Below are 19,179 nucleotides of genomic sequence, written 5' to 3'. Positions count from 1 at the left end.
GGAATCCTGTTCACTCCCTAACCTTTCCGCCAAACCGCTTTCTTATTCATCAAGAAACCAGCCGCTAATCGCATATCGGCTAGTTGGCGCAAAAGTAGCGACAGAAGTGACCGCATGAACGTGGTTCACATCAAACAAACTAATCGAGTTAAAAAACGGTGCCCAAGAGTCCCTTGGCATACCATTGAGCTTATAAAATTGCAGTAAACCACCCCAGTCCGGGTGCCATTGGGGTGACAAATAATAAGCAAAAGCGATTCTGCGTTTTTCTTTTTCGACGACATCATTGTGGCGAGTTAAAAAATCACCCGGCAGATAACGGGTTAATTGAGCCGTTGCCGACTTAATTGTCGATATACCCGAGAGCATTCGAATCGCTTGGAGTGTTGAATCGTCATTAAGCCACTCAAAGAATTGATCGGATATATCTCCAGAGTCATAGCGAATTCGCTGACGTCCATACCAAAATCCTACCCCGTCGCGCGCCTGTTGATAAACCTTGGTCATTAGCTCTCGCCGCTGTTCCATATTCAACTGCTTAAGTTTTTCGTAAGCTGTTTGGTGATACTGGTTATCAACAAAATAGGCTTGATCGTAGCTCACTCGCTTTTGCATGTATTCCGATAATTCATTCGCCTGCTCAACGTCGAGGAAATTAACTAAGTTGATACGGTTGTCTTTGACATACTCTTGGTTAGCTTCGTCAAGGTTAAGGTTTGGATTGATTGTAAACTGCATTACTTTTAATGACCTTTAAAAACATTAGATAAATTTTCAACACACTACTTCCCTGAGCTATCACCTGTCAATTTTTAGTGAAACAATCGCCCCCATAGCATCAGCAGTAACAGCGATAACCGCATCGAGATAATATAATTAGATGAATGGCGTTGAGGGAATATTATCGAGTGAATAAGGTGTCGCTTCCCGCACCGCAGGCAATAATCGATTTCATCATTCTCTCGACCGTTGCCTCTGGATAGTAAGTAACCAATTTCTCGGGTAAGTGATAAATATTCCCCGATGTTGGATTAGGACCGGTTGGCATAAATATTGTCACAGTACCGTCCTCATGCTTAGCTGTCACTAAGGCGGTCACTGTCGTTTCGCAATGTTCGCCAAATAATTGCACTCTGACCACTTCACCTTTGGCAAACGGTGAATCTTTGGCATCTCCAAATACTTGGCTGACAATTTCTTTAACTATGCGATAGCCTGGTGCCAATCTCACTAGGTATTTGTCGAAATGACTGTGCAACCACTTGCCAATACCTGTTGATACAACAGTGCCGACAACGAAGCAGACCGCCAAAATGATTAAAATGACGATTCCATCGGCCACCAGTTCAGGTAAGCCATACTGAGCTTGAGTATAATCCGTTAAAGGCTGAATTAAGTCTGTCACAAAGTAAAAGGCCCATTGAAATACTAAGCCAATAATCGCTATCGGTAAAATGATTAAAACGCCACCGATTAGTGCTTTCCTGATGAACAAATTTAGCTGTTGCATGATATGACCTTTTAGTAATGATGAACCTTTAAATTAAAACTAATGGTTAAAAAATAGACCGGTTTGTCCAAGTGACTTTTTGTAAAAATAGTTGATTGGTCTACACTGTAACTGTTTCTGGCGGCGATATTGATACGCCGGCCAAGCAAATTGGTAATATTACCCGATAAAATAATGGTAACGACCCAATGGTTTTCAACCCCAGAATTATAATCGAATAGGCATAATTGGTGCAGCAATATAACAAATAAAACAATGACTTATATTACCGTAATGCTATTTTAGCTTATCCGAACAACATCAACTTTTAAAGGGCCTGAACACCAATTTGATACTCAGTTGCAATTCTGAGACTTAGAACCAGACACTTTCATAGCGATTGACTAAAATGTTGGGATAATAAGAAATCAAGGACTGAACGCTTTAGCTGGTCCTATGAATTAAGGGCGAAAAAGCGGCTGAACCGCAACAATCAAGGGAACAATGCATGTCACAAGTTAGTTCATTACAATCTCTCGATTTAATTCTGGAAGATGTTTCTGCTGAGATTAATTTATCAATCAATGGCTTGGAGCAATATTCAAAAAATAGTGACGACAAGCAGCCCTTGAAAAAGACAATCGTTCATCTAAAAAAACTCAAAGGTGTATTCACGCTACTTGAAATGCAGGGCGCTCAGCGACTGGTATCCGATGCTATCGCCCTCGTCAAAAGTCTGCCAATTAAGAAAAAAGAAACTCGCCAGAAGTTGCTCGAAATCGTCACCACGGCCCTCGCCCGACTGATGCGTTACACTGAACATGTTAATCAAAAGCCTTATGACATGCCTCAGCTATTGTTACCTGCAATTAACAACATGCGCAGTGCTATTAATGCGACAACCTTGAGTGAATCGACTTTCTTCAAAGGAGAAACTCGTAAACCCAGAGCAAATTTGCGACCAGTGATGGTAACAACTGAAGAGAGTGCAGAGCAATCACGCCATTTTCGCCAGATGTATCAAATCGGTTTTATTGAAGTGCTACGACAAACGAATGTGGTTGGCGGTTTAAAGATGATGCAAAGAGCGATGAAACTCTTGGATGAGGAATGTCCTCGTCCCAACTCTCCCAATTTGTGGTGGATCGCTCAAGCAATGCTTGATGGCTACGTCCATAACGCCCTTAAAGTCACCAAAACTCGGTTGAAGATGCTAGCGAGGCTCGACTTACAAATTCGCCAAGTCGAAAATAAGCCAACTCATGTCCTCAATGATAACCGTGCAGAAACTCGTTTACTCGCCAAAGAAATGCTCTACCTTACGAGCATCAGTGGAGCTTACTCCGAGCTAATCAGCCAGGTTTTAGCACATTTCGAAATCGAACCAACGGAGCTGACTGACAAGCTATTGAGACAGGAGTCAGAGGCGATGCGCGGACCGAGCGACAAGGACTACAGCTCCATAGCAGAAACCCTTCTCGAAGAAATTATGCTGCTCCAAGACGCTATCCACAATAGTCAAGAGAACGAGTTTGAGCCACTGGATTTGCCGCAAACATTGAAGCAGTTGACCAACTTAAATAGCTTATTAAAAATATTACAAGTTGACGATCAGACAGTAAGACTATCGGTCGCCATCGACTTGCTGACCAAAGCGATCGAAGAAGGAATGGTCATGGAAGATAAGGATATTAATATTCTTAAGACCGTTCTCGAGAGTATCAGCAAGGTTGTCAATGAGTCAGAGCTAGCCAAATATTCGAGTAAAGCCGCGATCAGACGCTCAACGCTTTCTCCAGAAAAGCTCGCAGTCTGTGAACAAGCCTACAAAGACGTTCAATTGTTAATAAAAGAATTCTTATCATTTACCAAACAAAATCGAAAACAAACGATTCTGAAAAACGTTAAAGAACAAGTTGATAAAATTTTAGAATCAATCAAACTTTTAGATTCAGACGATGCGACACAAGTCATGGAAGGCTGTCGAGTATTCCTCGAGTATCATCTGACTAAAAACCCCCACTCCACGAGCGAGAAAGCGATTAATTTATTTGCCGACATTGTTAGTAGTATTGAGTTTTATTTGGAAACGCTCAAATTTACTGCAAAACCAAACAAACAAATTTTGGAATTTGCACAAGACAGTTTGCTTAAATTAAACCGGGAAACAAAATCTAAATCTTAGTTGAGCATTTTTTGTTACTTTAAATCTAGCCGCTTAATTTATGTCGTATGGGATGTTATGCTAACCTTGATTAACGGGTTAATTATCAAGGTTTTAGCTTAGAATTATGCTCAAGAAAATTTCTGTTTTTTTCGAAAGATTCATCTTAGTAGAAGAAGAAACAGTCGATCCTCAACATGCACTAAATTTGGCAATCGCCGCAATTCTCATTGAAATGGGCCGAATAGATAATCAATTCGATGAGAGTGAGCGAGCAAAACTAAACACTATACTTAACCAGCAATATGGGATTAGCGATGATGAGATTAGCGAGTTAACGTCGCTTGCCGAAGAAGAGCTGAGTGACGCAGTTGACTATTATCAATTCACTTCGCTAATTAATCAAAACTTTGGGCGAACTGAAAAAGTTGCAATGATTGAGCAACTTTGGAACATTGCTTACTCTGATGGCAAAATCGACAGTCATGAAGAGCATTTTCTGCGTAAAATTGCCGATTTACTGTTTGTTCCTCACAGTGAATTCATCAAAGCCAAACTACGCATTGTTAAAGACTAAAACTCCTTGGTGATAGAAAACATTACTTCGTATTTTTTATAGGGAGAGTCTTTGTCTTTATCAAATCCCCAATACTTACTGACATACGCATCACTTTCGTAAATTGAAAATCCTTTTAACGTTAAGCGGTAGACTGCGGGTATGGTATTTTTATACCGATCACTCCGCTTATTTTGGCTAAAGCGATTTTGATGATAACTTGATTTTGACGATGTGTAGATTGAAATCTTCGGGACGATCCCTTGTTCTCGAAAGTTGATATTTTGTTCCGCTAATCCAAGCTCTATTCCCGATCGCGGTGAAAACTCATGACTGATCGCATAAATAAAATCATCTTGTTCATCGAAAGTTAACTCCTCAAAGGGTGCACCATCGATGTTCTGCGGTGACTCGATATCAGAAAGCTTAGACGAAAATTCAGCAGCAAAGTCAATTTCTTCCTCCTGCTCTGAAGCAAGCACTGGACAAATTGGCGTCGACAACATCACGACACTAGCGACAAAAGAGCGCATCCATCGCTGCCGACAGAGCGCTTTTTTTAATTGGAAATCACTCAGATAACCGAGATTTACCAGCGTTTCACCGAGTCTCGCTTGATTCTGCTGCTGGTACTCGAGAGCGCGCGCCAATTGCGACTGGCTAATCCAACCATTATCGAGGGCTATAACACCAATTCTTGACGATTTGACCGATTTTAAGTGACTCAACATGTAAAGACTCACCTCACCAAACAACTCATTGTTCAAATATCAGAAATCCATTTCTCTTAACGAGATTAGCACTATTATTCGTTGGCGTGTGAAAAGACCCAAATCGACATTAAAAATGTTCTAGAACTTAAGGGTATTTATAAAAATTAGTATTTAACAGGCGTTAGTCGGATGCTAACCCCAGAAAGAGAAACGGCCGTTGTATCCACAACAGCCGCTCTAAATCTTCTAAAAACCGAATTATTACTTAGTTTTTCACTAAGGTATCACTACTCGATTCAATAGGGTTTGTTACTGCTATCTTTTTGTCCAAATCTAGACCGAGATGCTTAAAAGAGTATTGAAGCGATACTGGACGAGGCTTCATTCCGCACTTGTCAGGGTTAACTTGAACGACTTTTAGGCCGTTCTCAATGTTATCAGCCACCTGCACTTCAAAACTATTAAAGAATGTACATCCATAGCCCGTTGTTTCTATAGTGATAAATCCATTATCAATCTGATAACTATTTAGAGTTGCCAGAAAAGTTGAATGATCTTGTTGCAGATTTGAATCATAAATAGACAAACTTGAGCATGCTGATAACAGACTACAAGTTGAAAGGAGCGTCACTACAAATAAATTTTTCATATCTTAAACCCGAAATTAACAAAATAAACGTTCGATTTGGTTATTATTTCATCGCGCTCGGCAAATTATTGTGTGGGTAAATCGAACAGCGGCGAATTTTAATTCTTTTCTACCAAGAAAGTAACTACTAGTCGCACGAGCGCAGCAAAAATAGATTGAATTTTGCCCATATATCTCACAAAATCATAATTAATGTGCTACTGGTCACAAAAATCGCGTGTTTAATCAACACGGCAAGCGCCTCAAATTAATGAGGCCCTATTACGTTTTCGATGTCATTTTGTCGTGCAGACCAAAGCTGGTTACCGCGGTAAAAGTAAATCGAATCCGGTGTCAGAGTGCTCCGCCCTCGCTGCCAATGGCGTGGATAGGTGGTGTTCTCGTCTCGGGATTCAGTAATCATGGTGCCACTATGGCTGAGAGATAACTCGCCACTATTAAACCCAGAAATCTCAAAAGTGTATAATCCAGAGTGAATCCAGCCGCTGTTTCCTGCTGCACTCCCTGCTTCATATCGGTCGATGGGCAAAGCGAGTTGACGCACATCTTGTGAAATCGGTAAAAAGCTAATTGCTCTCAAGTCGTTGAGCGCTTCCGTCCAGGAGCCTATGTCGCCCACTTTTATTGTATCTTTAACTTGTGGGTTATTGGGGTCTCTTAAGTCATAGAGCTCCAATTTCACCCCACGCGGAATGTCATTTTCAACATCTTGCCCAATCCCAAGCAACCAACCATCCGCCAATGGATGTAAATAGCGAGCAAAACCAGGCATCTCTAGTTCACTAGCAATAACAGGGTTCAATGGGTCGCTCAAATCAATTTGATAAAGCGGGTCAATTCGTAGGAAAGTAATGATGTAAGCTTTATCTTCAACAAAACGCACGGCAAAGATATCTTCGCCGGGCTTCCCGATTGGCGCTGGGTTATCGCTATTGGGTAGCATAGCAACCACCGCTAGTTGATTATTAGTAGTCTCTTCGAATACTGAAAGCCGATGCTTCCTTTCTCCATTTTCCCAAAAAGTGGTGACCATTCGAAGATAGCCTTGATGCTCATTCATTCTAAAAGCCGGATCACTCCAGCCCATAAACCCCTCTGTCCAGCCTGAGCCACGGTAATTGACCCCTTGTTCGGTGAGTGAAAATTTATGAATAGAGGTTCCATCGCTTCCGCCAAGCCAATCTACCGGACCACTTGAACCAATATACAATGACTCAGTAGAGCTATAGATTCCGCTAACATTGGCGTTTAGGCAGACACTTGATTCGATACCTCGGCTGTCTAAGTCGATGCTCGTGAGCGTTATCACATCAGCATAGCCTTCGTTTTGATCGATTTCCTGAGTGACGAAACAATCCTGCGGACCGACCAAACTCCTGATTCCCCCATTGTTAATCTGATAATGAGGTAACAAATCCGAAATCGGCGTGTTGCGGATTAGAAGCTCATTTTGGCGTTTCTCATCATCCGTTTGCGCATTATTGTTGAGCGCTTCAATATTCGGCACGTAGCGAGTAATCAAGTAAAGCTTATTACCAATTCTGCGGCTTCCTTCCAAACTTCCTTCAATTTCTATTTGCCAGTCAAGCGCGGGATTTTCAGGCGTGGTGACATCATGTATTTGAATTTGTGTTTTGCCACTTCCCCAACTCCAGTAGGAGTCGATAAAAAAGCTATTCCAGGCATAAAAACGACTGGCCGAGATAGATACCAAATAATCTGAGTCAGCTAATTCATGTAAGTACATCCCAGAAAATGGGAGATTGTCACCAGAGTTTTCAATCATTGCGACTTCTGATGCGTCAGCTGTTTCTGGATTAGTCGCCATAATTCGTATTCGTTGACTCAACTCCGGACTCGAAAGTGGAAAATAGCCATCTTCCATCAGGAATAGATGTTCACCGTTATATTTCAGCCGATCATCTTCATCAACACCAATCTCATGAACATTCGTGGTGGAAAATTGCGTTTCAACTGCGCCTCCATCAGCGGGTGAGGCGAGCATATCGGGTTCATAAATAGAGGACCCTAAGCGTAACCGTATGCCATTTTTTAAATAGCGTTCAAAGTTCCCTTGCGAGGTAATTGCTAGCGGCTGATCCTTAATTTTCGCGAGCTTAAGTTCGCTGTAATCGATGTTGAGCTTTTCATCATCTCCGCCACAAGCACTGATTAAGGTCGCGATACCCACGGCAGCAAGCATCGATTTAATACTTTGTCGATTACTTCGAAAATTTTTTCGGTTCACCATTATTGTATCCTCAAATTGGTTTTCAGTTTATCGTGTTTGATGTCAATCAGACTAAAGCCAGCCACTGCGAATTGCTGTGCAAGATTTGATTAATTTTGTGAAAATCTGTAAAAAGGTCAGAGTTACAGTTTTTAACAATTAATCACTATTTACTCAAAGACTTAGCTTGGGTATAAAGGCACCATGATGTGACTGAAATATCCTCGTTAAACAAATTAAGGTAACTCATTTTTGAACGCTTTTTACCGACGCTTGAGTCGTTACTCAACCCAGTTTATGGTATTACTGGTTAGTTTCACTTTATGCGGCGCGGTCAACGCTAATACCGAATGTGATCCAGCGCAAGACACTTGTCGAGAGGTAGGCGAATGGTCTATCGGATTATCAGTCGGTCTCGGTTATCGCTCAAACCCGCTTCTAGACGGTGATGACATTCCACTTATCCTGCTACCCTCAATTAGCTACTATGGTGACAGTTTCTTCGTCGATAATCTGGATGTGGGATACACGCTTATCGACACTGAAAGCTCAATGCTTAACCTACTCATTACGCCCAGCTTTGATCGGGTTTTGTTCGAACAGTGGGATATCAGCAATATTCTCGTCGATTTATCTTCAAGCCCAAGTTTTACGACTCCCAATCCTGGTGACTCGATCGCGGGCGGGAGTGAAGGCGCTGCATTCACAGAAATACTCAGCTCAGAACTGAAAAAAAGAGAGTTTAGTATTCTCGGCGGCATTGAATACAGCACTCCGCTAAATGATGGTCAATTGCAATTTAACGTTTTAAAGGACATCAGTGATGTTCATTCTGGCAGCGAAATTCGCTTAGCTTATGCCTACCCTTTTGCCAATAGCGGTCTCAATGCCACTTTCGGGCTGACATGGAAAGATAAATCAATGACCGATTATTACTATGGTGTTGATCAAGATGAAGTCGTCGATGATCGGGGTTATTACCAAGCAGGTGCAAGTCTAAACCCTTTTATTCGATTGAGTTGGCAACAACAAAACGTCCATACCAGTACATGGCGTTTTGTCTTTGAGTATCAAAAACTCGACTCTGAAATAGCGGATAGTCCAATCGTCGATAAAGATCATATTTTGACTTTATTCATTGGTAAACAATTTAGCTTCTAGCAAGCGCAACAATTACAAAAATAAAATAACAAGGGATTAAACTCATTAGTAATTTTTGTAAAAAAATAACGCTGTACATGCTTACTGGTTTAGGAGGCATGTTTTCGTCATTTATCGAAGCAAGCTCGCCCAGTGACGAGTATGGTCTCTATTTGTCACCTAATCTTTGTTTAATGTCTTCTGAAGAGAAAACTTGTGAAATCAATATTCATGTTCGCTGGCAAACAAAAAGTAATGCTAACTATTGTTTGTATAAAGCACATGAAAGTACCCCTTTGGAATGCTGGGCAGACAATAACAGCGGAACAGTTTATGTTGATTTTTCCATTAACGATAACTTAACCTTAATTTTAAAAGAGCAAAGTACTAATGCGATTATCTATCAGCAAATAGTCAGGTTACAACGAGAGATAAAACGATATCGCAGAAGTCGTCGAAACCCATGGCGTTTTTACTAGGAGCTATTAGTGAGCAAAGACACCAAAAAAATACTCTTAATTGAGGACGATTTAAAGTTAGCTCAATTAACCGCGCAATATTTAAATAATTCTGGATTCAAAGTTCTTGTTGAGCACGACGGTGCAAAGGCTGTCGACAAATTTAATCACTTCCAACCCGACCTAATCATTCTGGATATCATGCTACCGAATAAAGATGGCTTGACAATTTGCAAAGAAATTAGGCCTGTGTTTAATGGACCAATCCTTATGCTTACCGCTCGAAATGAAGATTTTGATCAGGTATTGGGGCTAGAATTTGGCGCGGATGACTATGTCATCAAACCGGTAGAACCCAGAGTGCTATTAGCTCGAGTAAATGCTTTATTGCGACGCATTCAAACACAACAGCCTCAGCAACAAGAAAAACTTGAAGTCGGTGGTTTGCTTATCGATCCCATATCTCGAACGGTTTCTCTCGATAATCAACAAATAACCGTTTCCAGCCATGAGTTTGAACTCATATTGTTACTCGCGAAAAACGCTGGAACGATATTAAGCCGCGATGAATTATTTAATAAACTTTATAACCGCTCTTATGATGGTCTCGATCGCTCTATTGATGTGCGGATATCACAGGTTAGGAAAAAGCTGGGCGATGACTCTGAAGAACCGTTCAAAATTAAGACTATTTGGGGAAAAGGCTATTTATTTATACCCGATGCTTGGTGATTGTAAATGAATTTAGCTAAGCAAATTTTTGTCCGGTTTTATTTGGTTATTATTGTTTCGGTTATCATAATTGGACTTACAATTGATTACTTGTGGCGTTCTGTAGAAGAGCACAACGATCCACCAGAAGTCGCATTACTCAATGTAGCAGCCAACTCGCTCGATAATTCAACGCAGCGCTATCAGGCGCAAATCGAGCAGCTCAACGCTAATACAGGCTTGAATTTCACCTTAGTGCCACTCGAGCAAATCAGTGGTGCCGCTATTCAAAAGAAACTAACTCAAGGCGAAGTCGTTTTTCTACAGTCAACGGATATGAAGGATGAGGCTTACCGATTAATTTCGGGAAGCGAGATGTTGGTCAGACTTTCAATTGACCGAAATGAAATCTCAACAAGCCGCCAATACGGGTTGTTAGCTTTATTCTACTTGTTGATTGCCGTGATTGTTTACGCGTGGACACGACCGCTCGTCAGAGATTTAAAGCGATTAGAAGCGGGGGTCACTAATTTCGCTGATTCTGAATGGGATACCGTTGTCTCTGTCGCAGAAAACTCGCCAGTAAGCCACTTAGCCAATACCTACAACGCCTTAGTGGTAAGAATTAAACAGTTACTCAACGATCAGCAAGAGATGTCACATGCGATTTCGCACGAGTTACGGACGCCGCTTGCACGAATAAAATTCTCTTTAGAAATTGCTAGCGAAACAACCAATAAATCTGATATCGCGATTCAATTATCAAGTATTAGTGAAGATGTCATTGAAATGCAGAACTTAGTCGATGACTTGTTAAGTTACGCCAGCTTGGAAAAAGCTTCAACTGTTGCCAAACTTGAAAGAGGTAATATTCAATCGTTAGTTGAAAATCTCGCTGAAAAGCTAAAGCGCAATGCACCCCATATATCCTTAGATGTAGCTACCGATAAAAGCCAACAAACGATTTATTGCGACAGCTATCTGATTGAGCGAGCACTTCAAAACTTGATTATTAATGGGCTGAAACACGCAAGCCAAAGGGTCGCAGTGAGTATGGAGTTCGTCAACAAGCAATGCAAATTAATAGTGGAAGACGATGGCGAAGGGATTGACCAAGCACAAAAAGAGAGAGTTTTTGATTCTTTTGTTCGTTTGCCAGATAAGCACAAAACCAAAGGGTTTGGCCTGGGTCTTGCCATTGTAAAACGAATTGCGAAGCTTCACCGAGGTCGAGTTTATCTGGAAGATTCGTCTCTCGGCGGAGCAAAATTCATCTTTGAATGGCCAATAACGGACAAGTAATTGCGAACTATTGCTTGATTCAGCCGACTCATCATTGCTTTCAGAACGCACCTAGATTGATTCAAACTAGTCAACTGAAAGTTTGCTTTATTCGCAGTAGTTATCGAGTTTTCATGTTAAGGCAATCCCTGTAGCATTCACTACAGGTTTCAAGCCTTAGCCTTTAGGCATTTGAAACTTCGATTTGTGTTTCGCCTTTGGTTTTTTCTTGGACCTGCTTTTCTCGAGCCGCTAATTTTTCTCTTATTGATTTTTCGATCGAGTCGACCAATTCTGTATTGTCGATCTTATGATCTTTTTCACCATCTTGATAAAGCAAACTGGCTTTCAATCCGCCGGTTAAACCGATATCAGCTTCTTTGGCTTCGCCTGGTCCATTAACAACGCATCCAATTATTGCGACGTCCAAGGGAGCTCTCACATCCTCGAGTCGGTTTTCCAGTTCGTTGACGGTTTTAATGACATCGAATTGCTGTCTCGAGCAAGAAGGACACGCGATGAAATTAATCCCTCGCTGTCTTAATCCAAGCGATTTTAAAATATCAAAACCGACTTTGATTTCTTCAACCGGATCTGCGGCTAATGAAACACGAATTGTATCTCCTATTCCTTCTGCCAACAGCATTCCGAGTCCCACCGCAGATTTGACTGCACCCGCGCGCAACCCGCCGGCCTCAGTAATACCCAGATGGAGTGGCTGCTCAATTTGTGAGGCAAGCTGACGATATGCCGAAACCGTCATGAATACATCAGACGCTTTTAAACTAATTTTGTAATTCTGAAAGTCATGACGATCAAGAATGTCGATGTGTCGATAGGCCGACTCCACTAAAGCTTCTGGCGTCGGTTCGCCGTATTTCATTTGCAGATCTTTCTCAAGTGAACCTGCATTAACACCAATACGGATCGGTATATTGAAGTCTTTGGCTTTCTCAATAACCGCCTTTACACGATCTTCTTTACCAATATTGCCAGGGTTAATTCTTAAACAATCAACACCGTACTCTGCTACCTTCAGAGCAATCTTATAATCGAAATGTATATCGGCCACTAAAGGCACTGGAGAGCCTATCTTGATTTGCTTGAATGCTTCCGCCGCTTCCATGGTTGGCACAGAAACTCTGACAATGTCTGCACCAGTATCAGCAATTCGTTTTACTTGGGCGATAGTGGCCTCTACGTCGCATGTATCCGTATTGGTCATACTCTGCACCGCGATTGGCGCGTCTCCACCAATAGGCACATTACCTACCATAATTTGGCGGCTCTTACGCCGCTTAATCCAAGAAATACCTTTCATGATCTGCTTACTTAAATACTCTACAAAAACAGAATTAACACGCTATGTGTTAACCATTTAAAACCCGAGTCTTGCGCCAATGCTTCAATGACCAAGTATTCAGGAATCGATTACTCTAAAACAAAACGCGCGGCTCTGCCGGCTCTAAAGCGAGACATATCATATGACTCGCCCTTAAAATCTATAGTAACAGCTGTTGGTTCACCCAATGTGACGTTGATCGGCGCAATCCCCTCCACAGGCATAACTTTACCCGCTTTCTTGAGCCCTAATGCCATAACTTCTCCGTTGGCATCTGTCACTCTTACCCAACAATCCGCAGTGAAGGTAAACACGACTTCTTCTAACGGACCCGTTATTAATGGAATACGCTTTTCGACCTGAGCTGGAGCAGCTTGAATATTCACTGGAGCTTGTTCAGTGGCAATTTGTTTTTGGTCAGTTGCCGATTCGCTAGCATTTGAACTTGGATTGAATTGAGCAGCTTGGGGAGAGTTCTGCGAAGACACCTCGGATTCAATTGGGCTAGTTGCGCTGCCTGAGCCACTGGGCTCGAATGTCTTGTCTTTGTCGGACGATAGCCTATCGCTTTGAGCATTGTCGACAACCAAATCGGTTGGAGTTGCGTCGCTTTGAGCTGTTTCGAAAGTGCTCGTTACCGTTTGGCTGATAGGGTCTTGGCTGTCGAGCTGGATTTCAGTCACTGATTGTTCGGTTGGCGCTTGTGGGCTGTCCAGTCGCTTGACCAGTTCCCAACCACCCAGGATAAACAAAACAAGTAAGATAGCAAAAGTGATGAGTTTAAAAACAAAACTGTTTGAATTTATTTCTCGGCGCTTTTTAAAATCTGAAACCGTCTTTATTTTTTGGACCGCTACATTTTCTTGGCCGGTCTGGCGATCAAATTCAGCACAAATATTTTCTACATCTACGCCAACTTTTTGTGCATATGATCGAACATAGCCTCTAATAAAAGCGATTGGGATATCTTGCTCAAACTCGTTCGACTCAATTTTGAGAATTACCGAAACCGTTAAATTCATTTGCTCGGCAATATCGTTAGCGGTTAAGTTTTGATTTTCTCTCGCTTCAATCAACAACCGGCCAATATTAAGCTGACCCGCTTCTCTCTGACTCGACTCCTCGAAAGATGATTTCTGCGAGGACGAGTCACTATCAGACGCCGCGTTATCGGTTTTGTTTAAGGGTTCTTCCACTACATCCATCGTTTTTTATTGTCCAAGTATTCTGCGGTTTCTTCACTGTCTGGGAAGCGTTGCTCTAAAATTATACCGTAACGTGCAATGGCGTCTTTATCTCTTAAAAAGTGAGCGGCCTTAAGCCCCAGCCAAGCGGATTCGGATGTCGTTCTTGTCTGTTCATAACGTCTTACATATTGCAAAGCCCGTGCATACCGCTCTTTGGAGAACTCAATTTTTGCCATTTCAATAAGTGCATCAGCGCGACGTCGATCTCGATTGAGTGACTTTCTGAAATATTCTGCGGCTTTATCAATTTGATTTTGTTTTAAAGCACAAAATCCGACGTTGTAAAACGCTGAAGCGACATCGGTGTAGGTCGGGATATCAATCGCTCGATTAAACATCTTTTCTGCATCTTTGTAATCGCCTTTTTCGCAAAGAAAAGCGCCATAAGCATTATAAAACTCTGGCCGTTTACTATCGATGGAGAGCGCTCGTTTGAAATGTTTTTCTGCACTTTTATATTCTTTAACGCGCTGGAAGTAAATACCGAGCGCATAGTGGACGTTTGGCGACTTGGCGTTGTAGGTTAACGCTTTATCAAGATGGAACTTAGCGCGCTTATAATTTTGCGCGTTGATATAGGTTAATCCCATACCCACTCGCTTTTCTGCTGCATTTTTCTTATCGAAGCCGCCTTTAGGTGGCGCGCTAGTCGAGTTTGAGCCAATATTGTTACGTTGCGTTTCTCGAGTTGTTTGACATGCCGAAACCGACAAAACGATTAAAATTATGGCAAGAGTTCTGATCACGGGAAGCTCCGAGCTAAATTCGTCATTGATTCGACTAGTGCCAAGGCTCAAAAACCTAGAAGCGTTTTATGATACTTGCACAACATCGATTTCTTTTAGACGCCTTTGTTGGCGTTTAGTTCGATCCGCTACCTTACCCACCAATTGACCACACGCAGCATCAATATCATCGCCTCGAGTTCGTCTTGTGACAACCACAAACCCTTTCTTTAGCAGGATCTCACCAAACTTATTGATGTCACGCTGAGTGGATGTTTCATAACGTGTTCTAGGAAACGGATTAAACGGAATTAAGTTTATCTTACTGGGTAAATCTTTCAAGAGTTTAGCGAGTTCGTATGCATGCTCTGGGGTATCGTTCACACCTTTCAGCATCACATATTCGATAGTGACCTTTTTACTCGCCTTCGAATCCTTAATATAGTTTCTTACTGCTGGAAACAGTTTCTCAATAGGATACTTTCGGTTTAAAGGAACCAATTGGCTACGAAGTTCGTTATTCGGCGCATGAAGTGACAAGGCCAAGGCTACGTCAATTCGCCCTAACATCTTCTCCAATCCTGGGACAACCCCCGATGTACTCAAGGTCACTCGTCGTTTTGATAACCCATAAGCAAAGTCATCCATCATCAGCTCCATCGCGCCAACGACATTTTCAAAATTAAGCAACGGTTCGCCCATTCCCATCATGACGACATTGGTAACTTTGCGTTCGCCAGTGGTTTTAATGCTTCCCAAACGCTTAGCAGCCAACCAAACCTGGCCGATGATTTCGCCAATTGACAAATCTCGATTAAACCCTTGTTGGGCGGTAGAGCAAAACGAACAGTCAACCACACAGCCGACTTGCGAAGACACACACAGGGTTCCACGCTCTCCGTCAGGGATAAAAACGGTTTCTACCGCTTGACCATCAGGTGTTTTTAAAGCCCATTTGATGGTTCCATCATCCGAGAGTTGCTCTGTGATGATTTCTGGACCACGAATTTCGGTTGTTTCTTGAAGTTTGGCACGAAGGGCCTTAGAAATGTTGGTCATTTCATCGAAATTATCGACGCCAAACTGGTGGATCCACTTGATGACTTGAGGCGCACGAAAAGGTTTTTCACCGATTTCTTCGAAGAATTTAACCATTCCATCGCGAGTCAGGTCGAGTAAATTTAACTTCTCACTCATTGCACTACCTTTTTGCGATTATATTGTTTTTTACATTTGTGATATTTCCCAGAGGGGAAATATATACCCTCTCCCGTGAGAGAGGGCGATATTTATAGTGTATAAGCTTTAATGCTTAGCACTTCAATCGATTTATCGAGTACGTGGGCAAATTTCTTCTTCAGAGAAGAAATAAGCGATTTCACGTGCAGCAGATTCTGGCGCGTCTGAGCCGTGAACCGCATTTTCGTCGATAGAGTTAGCGAAATCAGCACGTAGTGTACCACGAGCTGCTTCAGCAGGATTAGTCGCTCCCATGATTTCACGGTTAGCTTTAATTGCATTCTCGCCTTCTAACACCTGAACCATTACCGGACCAGAAGTCATAAACGCTACTAAGTCATTGAAAAATGGACGCTCTTTGTGTTCAGCGTAGAAGCCTTCAGCTTTTTCTTGGCTCAAGTGAACCATTTTGCTAGCAACAATTTTTAGACCAGCGCTTTCAAAACGCGCGTAGATTTGACCGATTACGTTTTTAGCAACTGCGTCAGGCTTAACAATAGAAAAAGTACGTTCGATAGCCATCGATTAACTCCAATATAATATTTATAAAAATCAATTAGTTAACTAACTAAAAGGTTGAATTCGGGTGCATCAGCTGATGCTTAAGGGCGCGTATTATACACGTGAAGTATTAAATGGAGTAGCACTGATTGAAAAATAGTCACCGTCGCTCAGGCTAATTAACTTAGACAGCCTTCAATGAGCCATCAAACAAAGTCGATTTTATCTTTTCCCATGGCTTTTTTAACGGCTATGGCTCTGTTTTTGCCAAAGATTATTCGCCACTGGTTGAGGGTTTCTCTGGCGAGTATCTTTCGCTCACTAGGACACCAAAGCGAATGATAAACCGGTTTAATAGTACCCAGTACATCAGGAGAGCGTTCAACAAGTGATTCCGCAAAGTTTTTCGCCGCTTGGTAAGGATCTTCAGCGACTTGAGAAATCAGTTTCAGGTTAAGGGCTTCTTCAGCAGATAAAGTCTCTGCGGTCATTGCTAGCTTCATCGCTTGGTCTACGGGCATATTCTCAGAGAGCGCGATGGTTCCCCCCATATCCGGTATTAGCCCCCAACGAGCCTCCATTATCGACAAAGAGGCGTCAGCGGCCGCGATTCGATAATCACCTCCCAAGGCGATTTGCATACCACCACCCCAGCACTTGCCATGAATAGCCATGATGACTGGTACTCGTAAACGTCGCCAGCCGACCGTCACTCGCTGCGCCAAATTAGCGTTTCCGGGTAACCACTTCCAGAGTAATTTAATGGCATTACCCTTGTTTGTCATCACTGACTTAATGTCGAGGCCCGAACAAAAACTTTGTCCTTCACCATTGACGATTATTACCCTCACATCTTTTCGCTTCTTGAGTATTCGAACGGTTTTATCAATCGCATAAAACATTGGCATATCAAGCGCATTGTGTTTGTCAGGTCGCGAAAAACTGACGGTTGCAATTTTGTTTTCGACGTTAATAACAATTCGATTATCAATATTTTGCATAAGCTGTTCTTAATTGGGTGAGGTCATTCAATCAAATCTGTTTATCGGTAACGGGTAGGATCGGCAATACCGGCGCTTTCAAACGCTGCTTTTCTAATCAAGCAAGAGTCACATTGGCCGCAAGCCAGCCCATGCTCGTCTGCTTGATAGCATGAAACTGTCTGCGAATAATCGACCGCTAAGCTCAAACCCAACTGAATAATTTTAGGTTTAGTTAGATTAATTAGTGGCGTTTCAATTTTGACTCCAGTGCCCTCGATACCCGCTTTGGTCGCCAGATCGGCCATCTTTTGAAACGCTTCAATATATTCCGGGCGACAATCTGGGTAACCTGAATAATCCACTGCGTTAACCCCAGCGAAAATTTTCTCCGCTTCGAGCACCTCCGCCCATGCAAGTGCAATCGATAAAAACACAGTGTTGCGCGCGGGAACATAAGTCGCCGGTATCTCATCTGAGTTGTCGGGGTCATTCTCTGTGGGAACCTCGATACCTTCATCAGTTAAAGCAGAGCCGCCAAATCCACCTAAGTCAAGATTGATAATTCGATGTTCGCTGACTTGGCTTAAATTCGCAACTCGCTTTGCAGCTTCAAGCTCCGAAGAATGCTTTTGACCATACGAAAAACTCAACGCGTAAACATCAAAACCTTTGGACTGTGCAATCGCTAGGCAGGTCGAAGAGTCAAGTCCACCGGAGAGAAGTACGATCGCTTTTGGCGTATTTTTATCGCTCATTAATATATTTTCTTTGCTTTATCGATGGTGCTGCCCGCATCTTAAATAACCTAGAATAGGACATTTGGCCTTAGGTTAACGCATTTCGCAGCATGACAGTAATATTTTATTTTTGTTTTTAAGTGTTCAGATATCCACGTTAAACTTCTATTACCGAACAATAAATAGACTTAGTGTCCAGCCGCATCATCCCATAAAAGTTTGTGCATTTGTAGTTGGAATCTCACCGGCAAGTTATCAGCAATTATCCACTCAGCTAATTCACGCTCGTTAATTTCACCAAAACAAGGGGAGAATATGACATTCGTTTTGTCGGCTAATTGGTACTGGTCCATCTGCATTTTGGCCCAGTCATAATCCTTGCGGCTCATGATCACAAACTTTACTTCATCGGTTTTATTCAAAAAAGCGAGGTTTTCATAGCGATTTTTTGCTAGCTCCCCAGAGTCTGGTGCTTTTAAGTCCATTACCTTAGTGACCCGTTTATCAACTCCGGAAACATCGATCGCTCCACTGGTTTCAATCGACACCGAATATCCCTTGTCACAAAGGATTCTCATTAGTTCTTCGCAGGGCTCTTTTTGTGCAAGCGGCTCGCCTCCGGTTATACAGATGTTTTGGGGATTAAAAGATTCAATCTCCTTAATCAAATCTGCTATCTCGCGATACGCTCCGCCGGTAAACGCGTATTCAGTATCACACCAGACGCACCGCAACGGGCATCCGGTCAGACGGACAAATAATGTCGGTTTTCCGATGGTTGAAGACTCACCTTGCAGCGAGTAAAAAATTTCCGTAATTCTTAGTCGAGACAAAATATTAACACGTCAAAATTGGTTGGTTTTCATACAGAGCGCGGATTTTACATGAGAAACCCTGCCATAGCGAGAGGAACAAGGGCTAAGTGCTAAGGGCTAAGTGCTAAGGGCTAAGGGCTAAGGGCTAAGGGCTAAGGGCTAAGGGCTAAGGGCTAAGCAAATTTTAATCTGCTGGCAG

The 19,179-nt window shown here is 42.3% G+C and carries 19 protein-coding genes; 6 read left to right on the top strand and 13 right to left on the bottom strand.

Annotated features, from left to right (window positions below; all coding sequences use genetic code 11):
- Positions 1–42 precede the first annotated feature (42 nt).
- Positions 43–738, bottom strand: a complete 696-nt coding sequence (locus FLL45_RS09315; protein ID WP_142941743.1) for a 2OG-Fe(II) oxygenase family protein — start codon at positions 736–738, stop codon at positions 43–45.
- Between the two features lie 163 nt (positions 739–901).
- Positions 902–1,510, bottom strand: coding sequence for a DUF502 domain-containing protein (locus tag FLL45_RS09310; protein WP_142941742.1), 609 nt, complete (start codon positions 1,508–1,510; stop codon positions 902–904).
- A gap of 487 nt (positions 1,511–1,997) precedes the next feature.
- Between FLL45_RS09310 and FLL45_RS09305 the strand changes: the two genes are divergently transcribed.
- Together FLL45_RS09305 and FLL45_RS09300 are read left to right on the top strand one after the other, a co-directional pair.
- Entirely contained in the window at positions 1,998–3,674 is a 1,677-nt protein-coding gene (locus tag FLL45_RS09305; protein WP_142941741.1) for a FimL-related protein, read from the top strand.
- Positions 3,675–3,780: 106 nt separating this feature from the next.
- Positions 3,781–4,230 (top strand): tellurite resistance TerB family protein, encoded by a 450-nt coding sequence (locus FLL45_RS09300; protein WP_142941740.1) that lies wholly within the window; start codon positions 3,781–3,783, stop codon positions 4,228–4,230.
- Here the strand turns inward: FLL45_RS09300 and FLL45_RS09295 are convergent.
- From FLL45_RS09295 to FLL45_RS09285, 3 genes are all read right to left on the bottom strand, one after another.
- On the bottom strand, positions 4,227–4,940 hold the full coding sequence (locus FLL45_RS09295; RefSeq protein ID WP_142941739.1) for a cyclic di-GMP-binding domain-containing protein, MshE-related: 714 nt from the start codon (positions 4,938–4,940) through the stop codon (positions 4,227–4,229). The two genes, FLL45_RS09300 and FLL45_RS09295, sit on opposite strands and share 4 nt — an antisense overlap.
- Before the next feature lie 247 nt (positions 4,941–5,187).
- Positions 5,188–5,571 carry a hypothetical protein gene (locus FLL45_RS09290; protein ID WP_142941738.1) on the bottom strand — a complete coding sequence of 128 codons (384 nt, stop codon included), beginning with the start codon at positions 5,569–5,571 and terminating at the stop codon, positions 5,188–5,190.
- Positions 5,572–5,818: 247 nt separating this feature from the next.
- Positions 5,819–7,822, bottom strand: coding sequence for a beta-propeller domain-containing protein (locus tag FLL45_RS09285; RefSeq protein WP_142941737.1), 2,004 nt, complete (start codon positions 7,820–7,822; stop codon positions 5,819–5,821).
- A 231-nt stretch (positions 7,823–8,053) separates the two neighbouring features.
- Between FLL45_RS09285 and FLL45_RS09280 the strand changes: the two genes are divergently transcribed.
- The 4 genes from FLL45_RS09280 (at position 8,054) to FLL45_RS09265 (ending at position 11,412) form a co-directional block, all read left to right on the top strand.
- The gene (locus FLL45_RS09280; RefSeq protein ID WP_142941736.1) at positions 8,054–8,962 is read left to right on the top strand and encodes a MipA/OmpV family protein; all 909 of its coding nucleotides are present in this window, start codon (positions 8,054–8,056) and stop codon (positions 8,960–8,962) included.
- 77 nt (positions 8,963–9,039) lie between these two features.
- Positions 9,040–9,420, top strand: a complete 381-nt coding sequence (locus tag FLL45_RS09275; protein ID WP_142941735.1) for a DUF3019 domain-containing protein — start codon at positions 9,040–9,042, stop codon at positions 9,418–9,420.
- A gap of 9 nt (positions 9,421–9,429) precedes the next feature.
- Positions 9,430–10,131: a response regulator gene (locus FLL45_RS09270; protein ID WP_142941734.1), complete on the top strand. Its 702-nt coding sequence runs from the start codon at positions 9,430–9,432 to the stop codon at positions 10,129–10,131.
- A gap of 6 nt (positions 10,132–10,137) precedes the next feature.
- Entirely contained in the window at positions 10,138–11,412 is a 1,275-nt protein-coding gene (locus FLL45_RS09265) for an ATP-binding protein (protein WP_142941733.1), read from the top strand.
- Between the two features lie 163 nt (positions 11,413–11,575).
- On the opposite strand, the gene ispG is transcribed toward FLL45_RS09265, so the two are convergent.
- The 8 genes from ispG to queE all read right to left on the bottom strand — a co-directional run bounded on the left by ispG (position 11,576) and on the right by queE (position 18,998).
- Positions 11,576–12,712, bottom strand: coding sequence for a flavodoxin-dependent (E)-4-hydroxy-3-methylbut-2-enyl-diphosphate synthase (ispG, locus tag FLL45_RS09260; protein WP_142941732.1), 1,137 nt, complete (start codon positions 12,710–12,712; stop codon positions 11,576–11,578).
- 110 nt (positions 12,713–12,822) lie between these two features.
- A complete protein-coding gene (locus FLL45_RS09255) occupies positions 12,823–13,938 on the bottom strand; it encodes a RodZ domain-containing protein (RefSeq protein ID WP_142941731.1) in 1,116 nt (371 codons plus the stop codon).
- Positions 13,929–14,726 carry a type IV pilus biogenesis/stability protein PilW gene (gene pilW, locus FLL45_RS09250; RefSeq protein ID WP_185964391.1) on the bottom strand — a complete coding sequence of 266 codons (798 nt, stop codon included), beginning with the start codon at positions 14,724–14,726 and terminating at the stop codon, positions 13,929–13,931. The genes FLL45_RS09255 and pilW overlap by 10 nt, the downstream gene beginning before the upstream one ends.
- 66 nt (positions 14,727–14,792) lie before the next feature.
- A complete protein-coding gene (rlmN, locus tag FLL45_RS09245; RefSeq protein WP_142941729.1) occupies positions 14,793–15,902 on the bottom strand; it encodes a dual-specificity RNA methyltransferase RlmN in 1,110 nt (369 codons plus the stop codon).
- Positions 15,903–16,034: 132 nt separating this feature from the next.
- Positions 16,035–16,466: a nucleoside-diphosphate kinase gene (ndk, locus tag FLL45_RS09240; RefSeq protein ID WP_142941728.1), complete on the bottom strand. Its 432-nt coding sequence runs from the start codon at positions 16,464–16,466 to the stop codon at positions 16,035–16,037.
- Positions 16,467–16,651: 185 nt separating this feature from the next.
- A complete protein-coding gene (locus FLL45_RS09235; protein WP_142941727.1) occupies positions 16,652–17,446 on the bottom strand; it encodes a crotonase/enoyl-CoA hydratase family protein in 795 nt (264 codons plus the stop codon).
- Positions 17,447–17,487: 41 nt separating this feature from the next.
- Complete coding sequence (gene queC / locus FLL45_RS09230; protein ID WP_142941726.1) at positions 17,488–18,183, bottom strand: 7-cyano-7-deazaguanine synthase QueC; 696 nt, start codon at positions 18,181–18,183, stop codon at positions 17,488–17,490.
- 170 nt (positions 18,184–18,353) lie between these two features.
- Positions 18,354–18,998, bottom strand: coding sequence for a 7-carboxy-7-deazaguanine synthase QueE (gene queE / locus FLL45_RS09225; protein ID WP_142941725.1), 645 nt, complete (start codon positions 18,996–18,998; stop codon positions 18,354–18,356).
- Positions 18,999–19,179: the final 181 nt, after the last annotated feature.

The sequence above is a fragment of the Aliikangiella marina genome (assembly GCF_007004765.1).
GTDB lineage: Bacteria > Pseudomonadota > Gammaproteobacteria > Enterobacterales > Kangiellaceae > Aliikangiella > Aliikangiella marina.
This window is presented reverse-complemented; position numbering and strand designations above follow the sequence as displayed.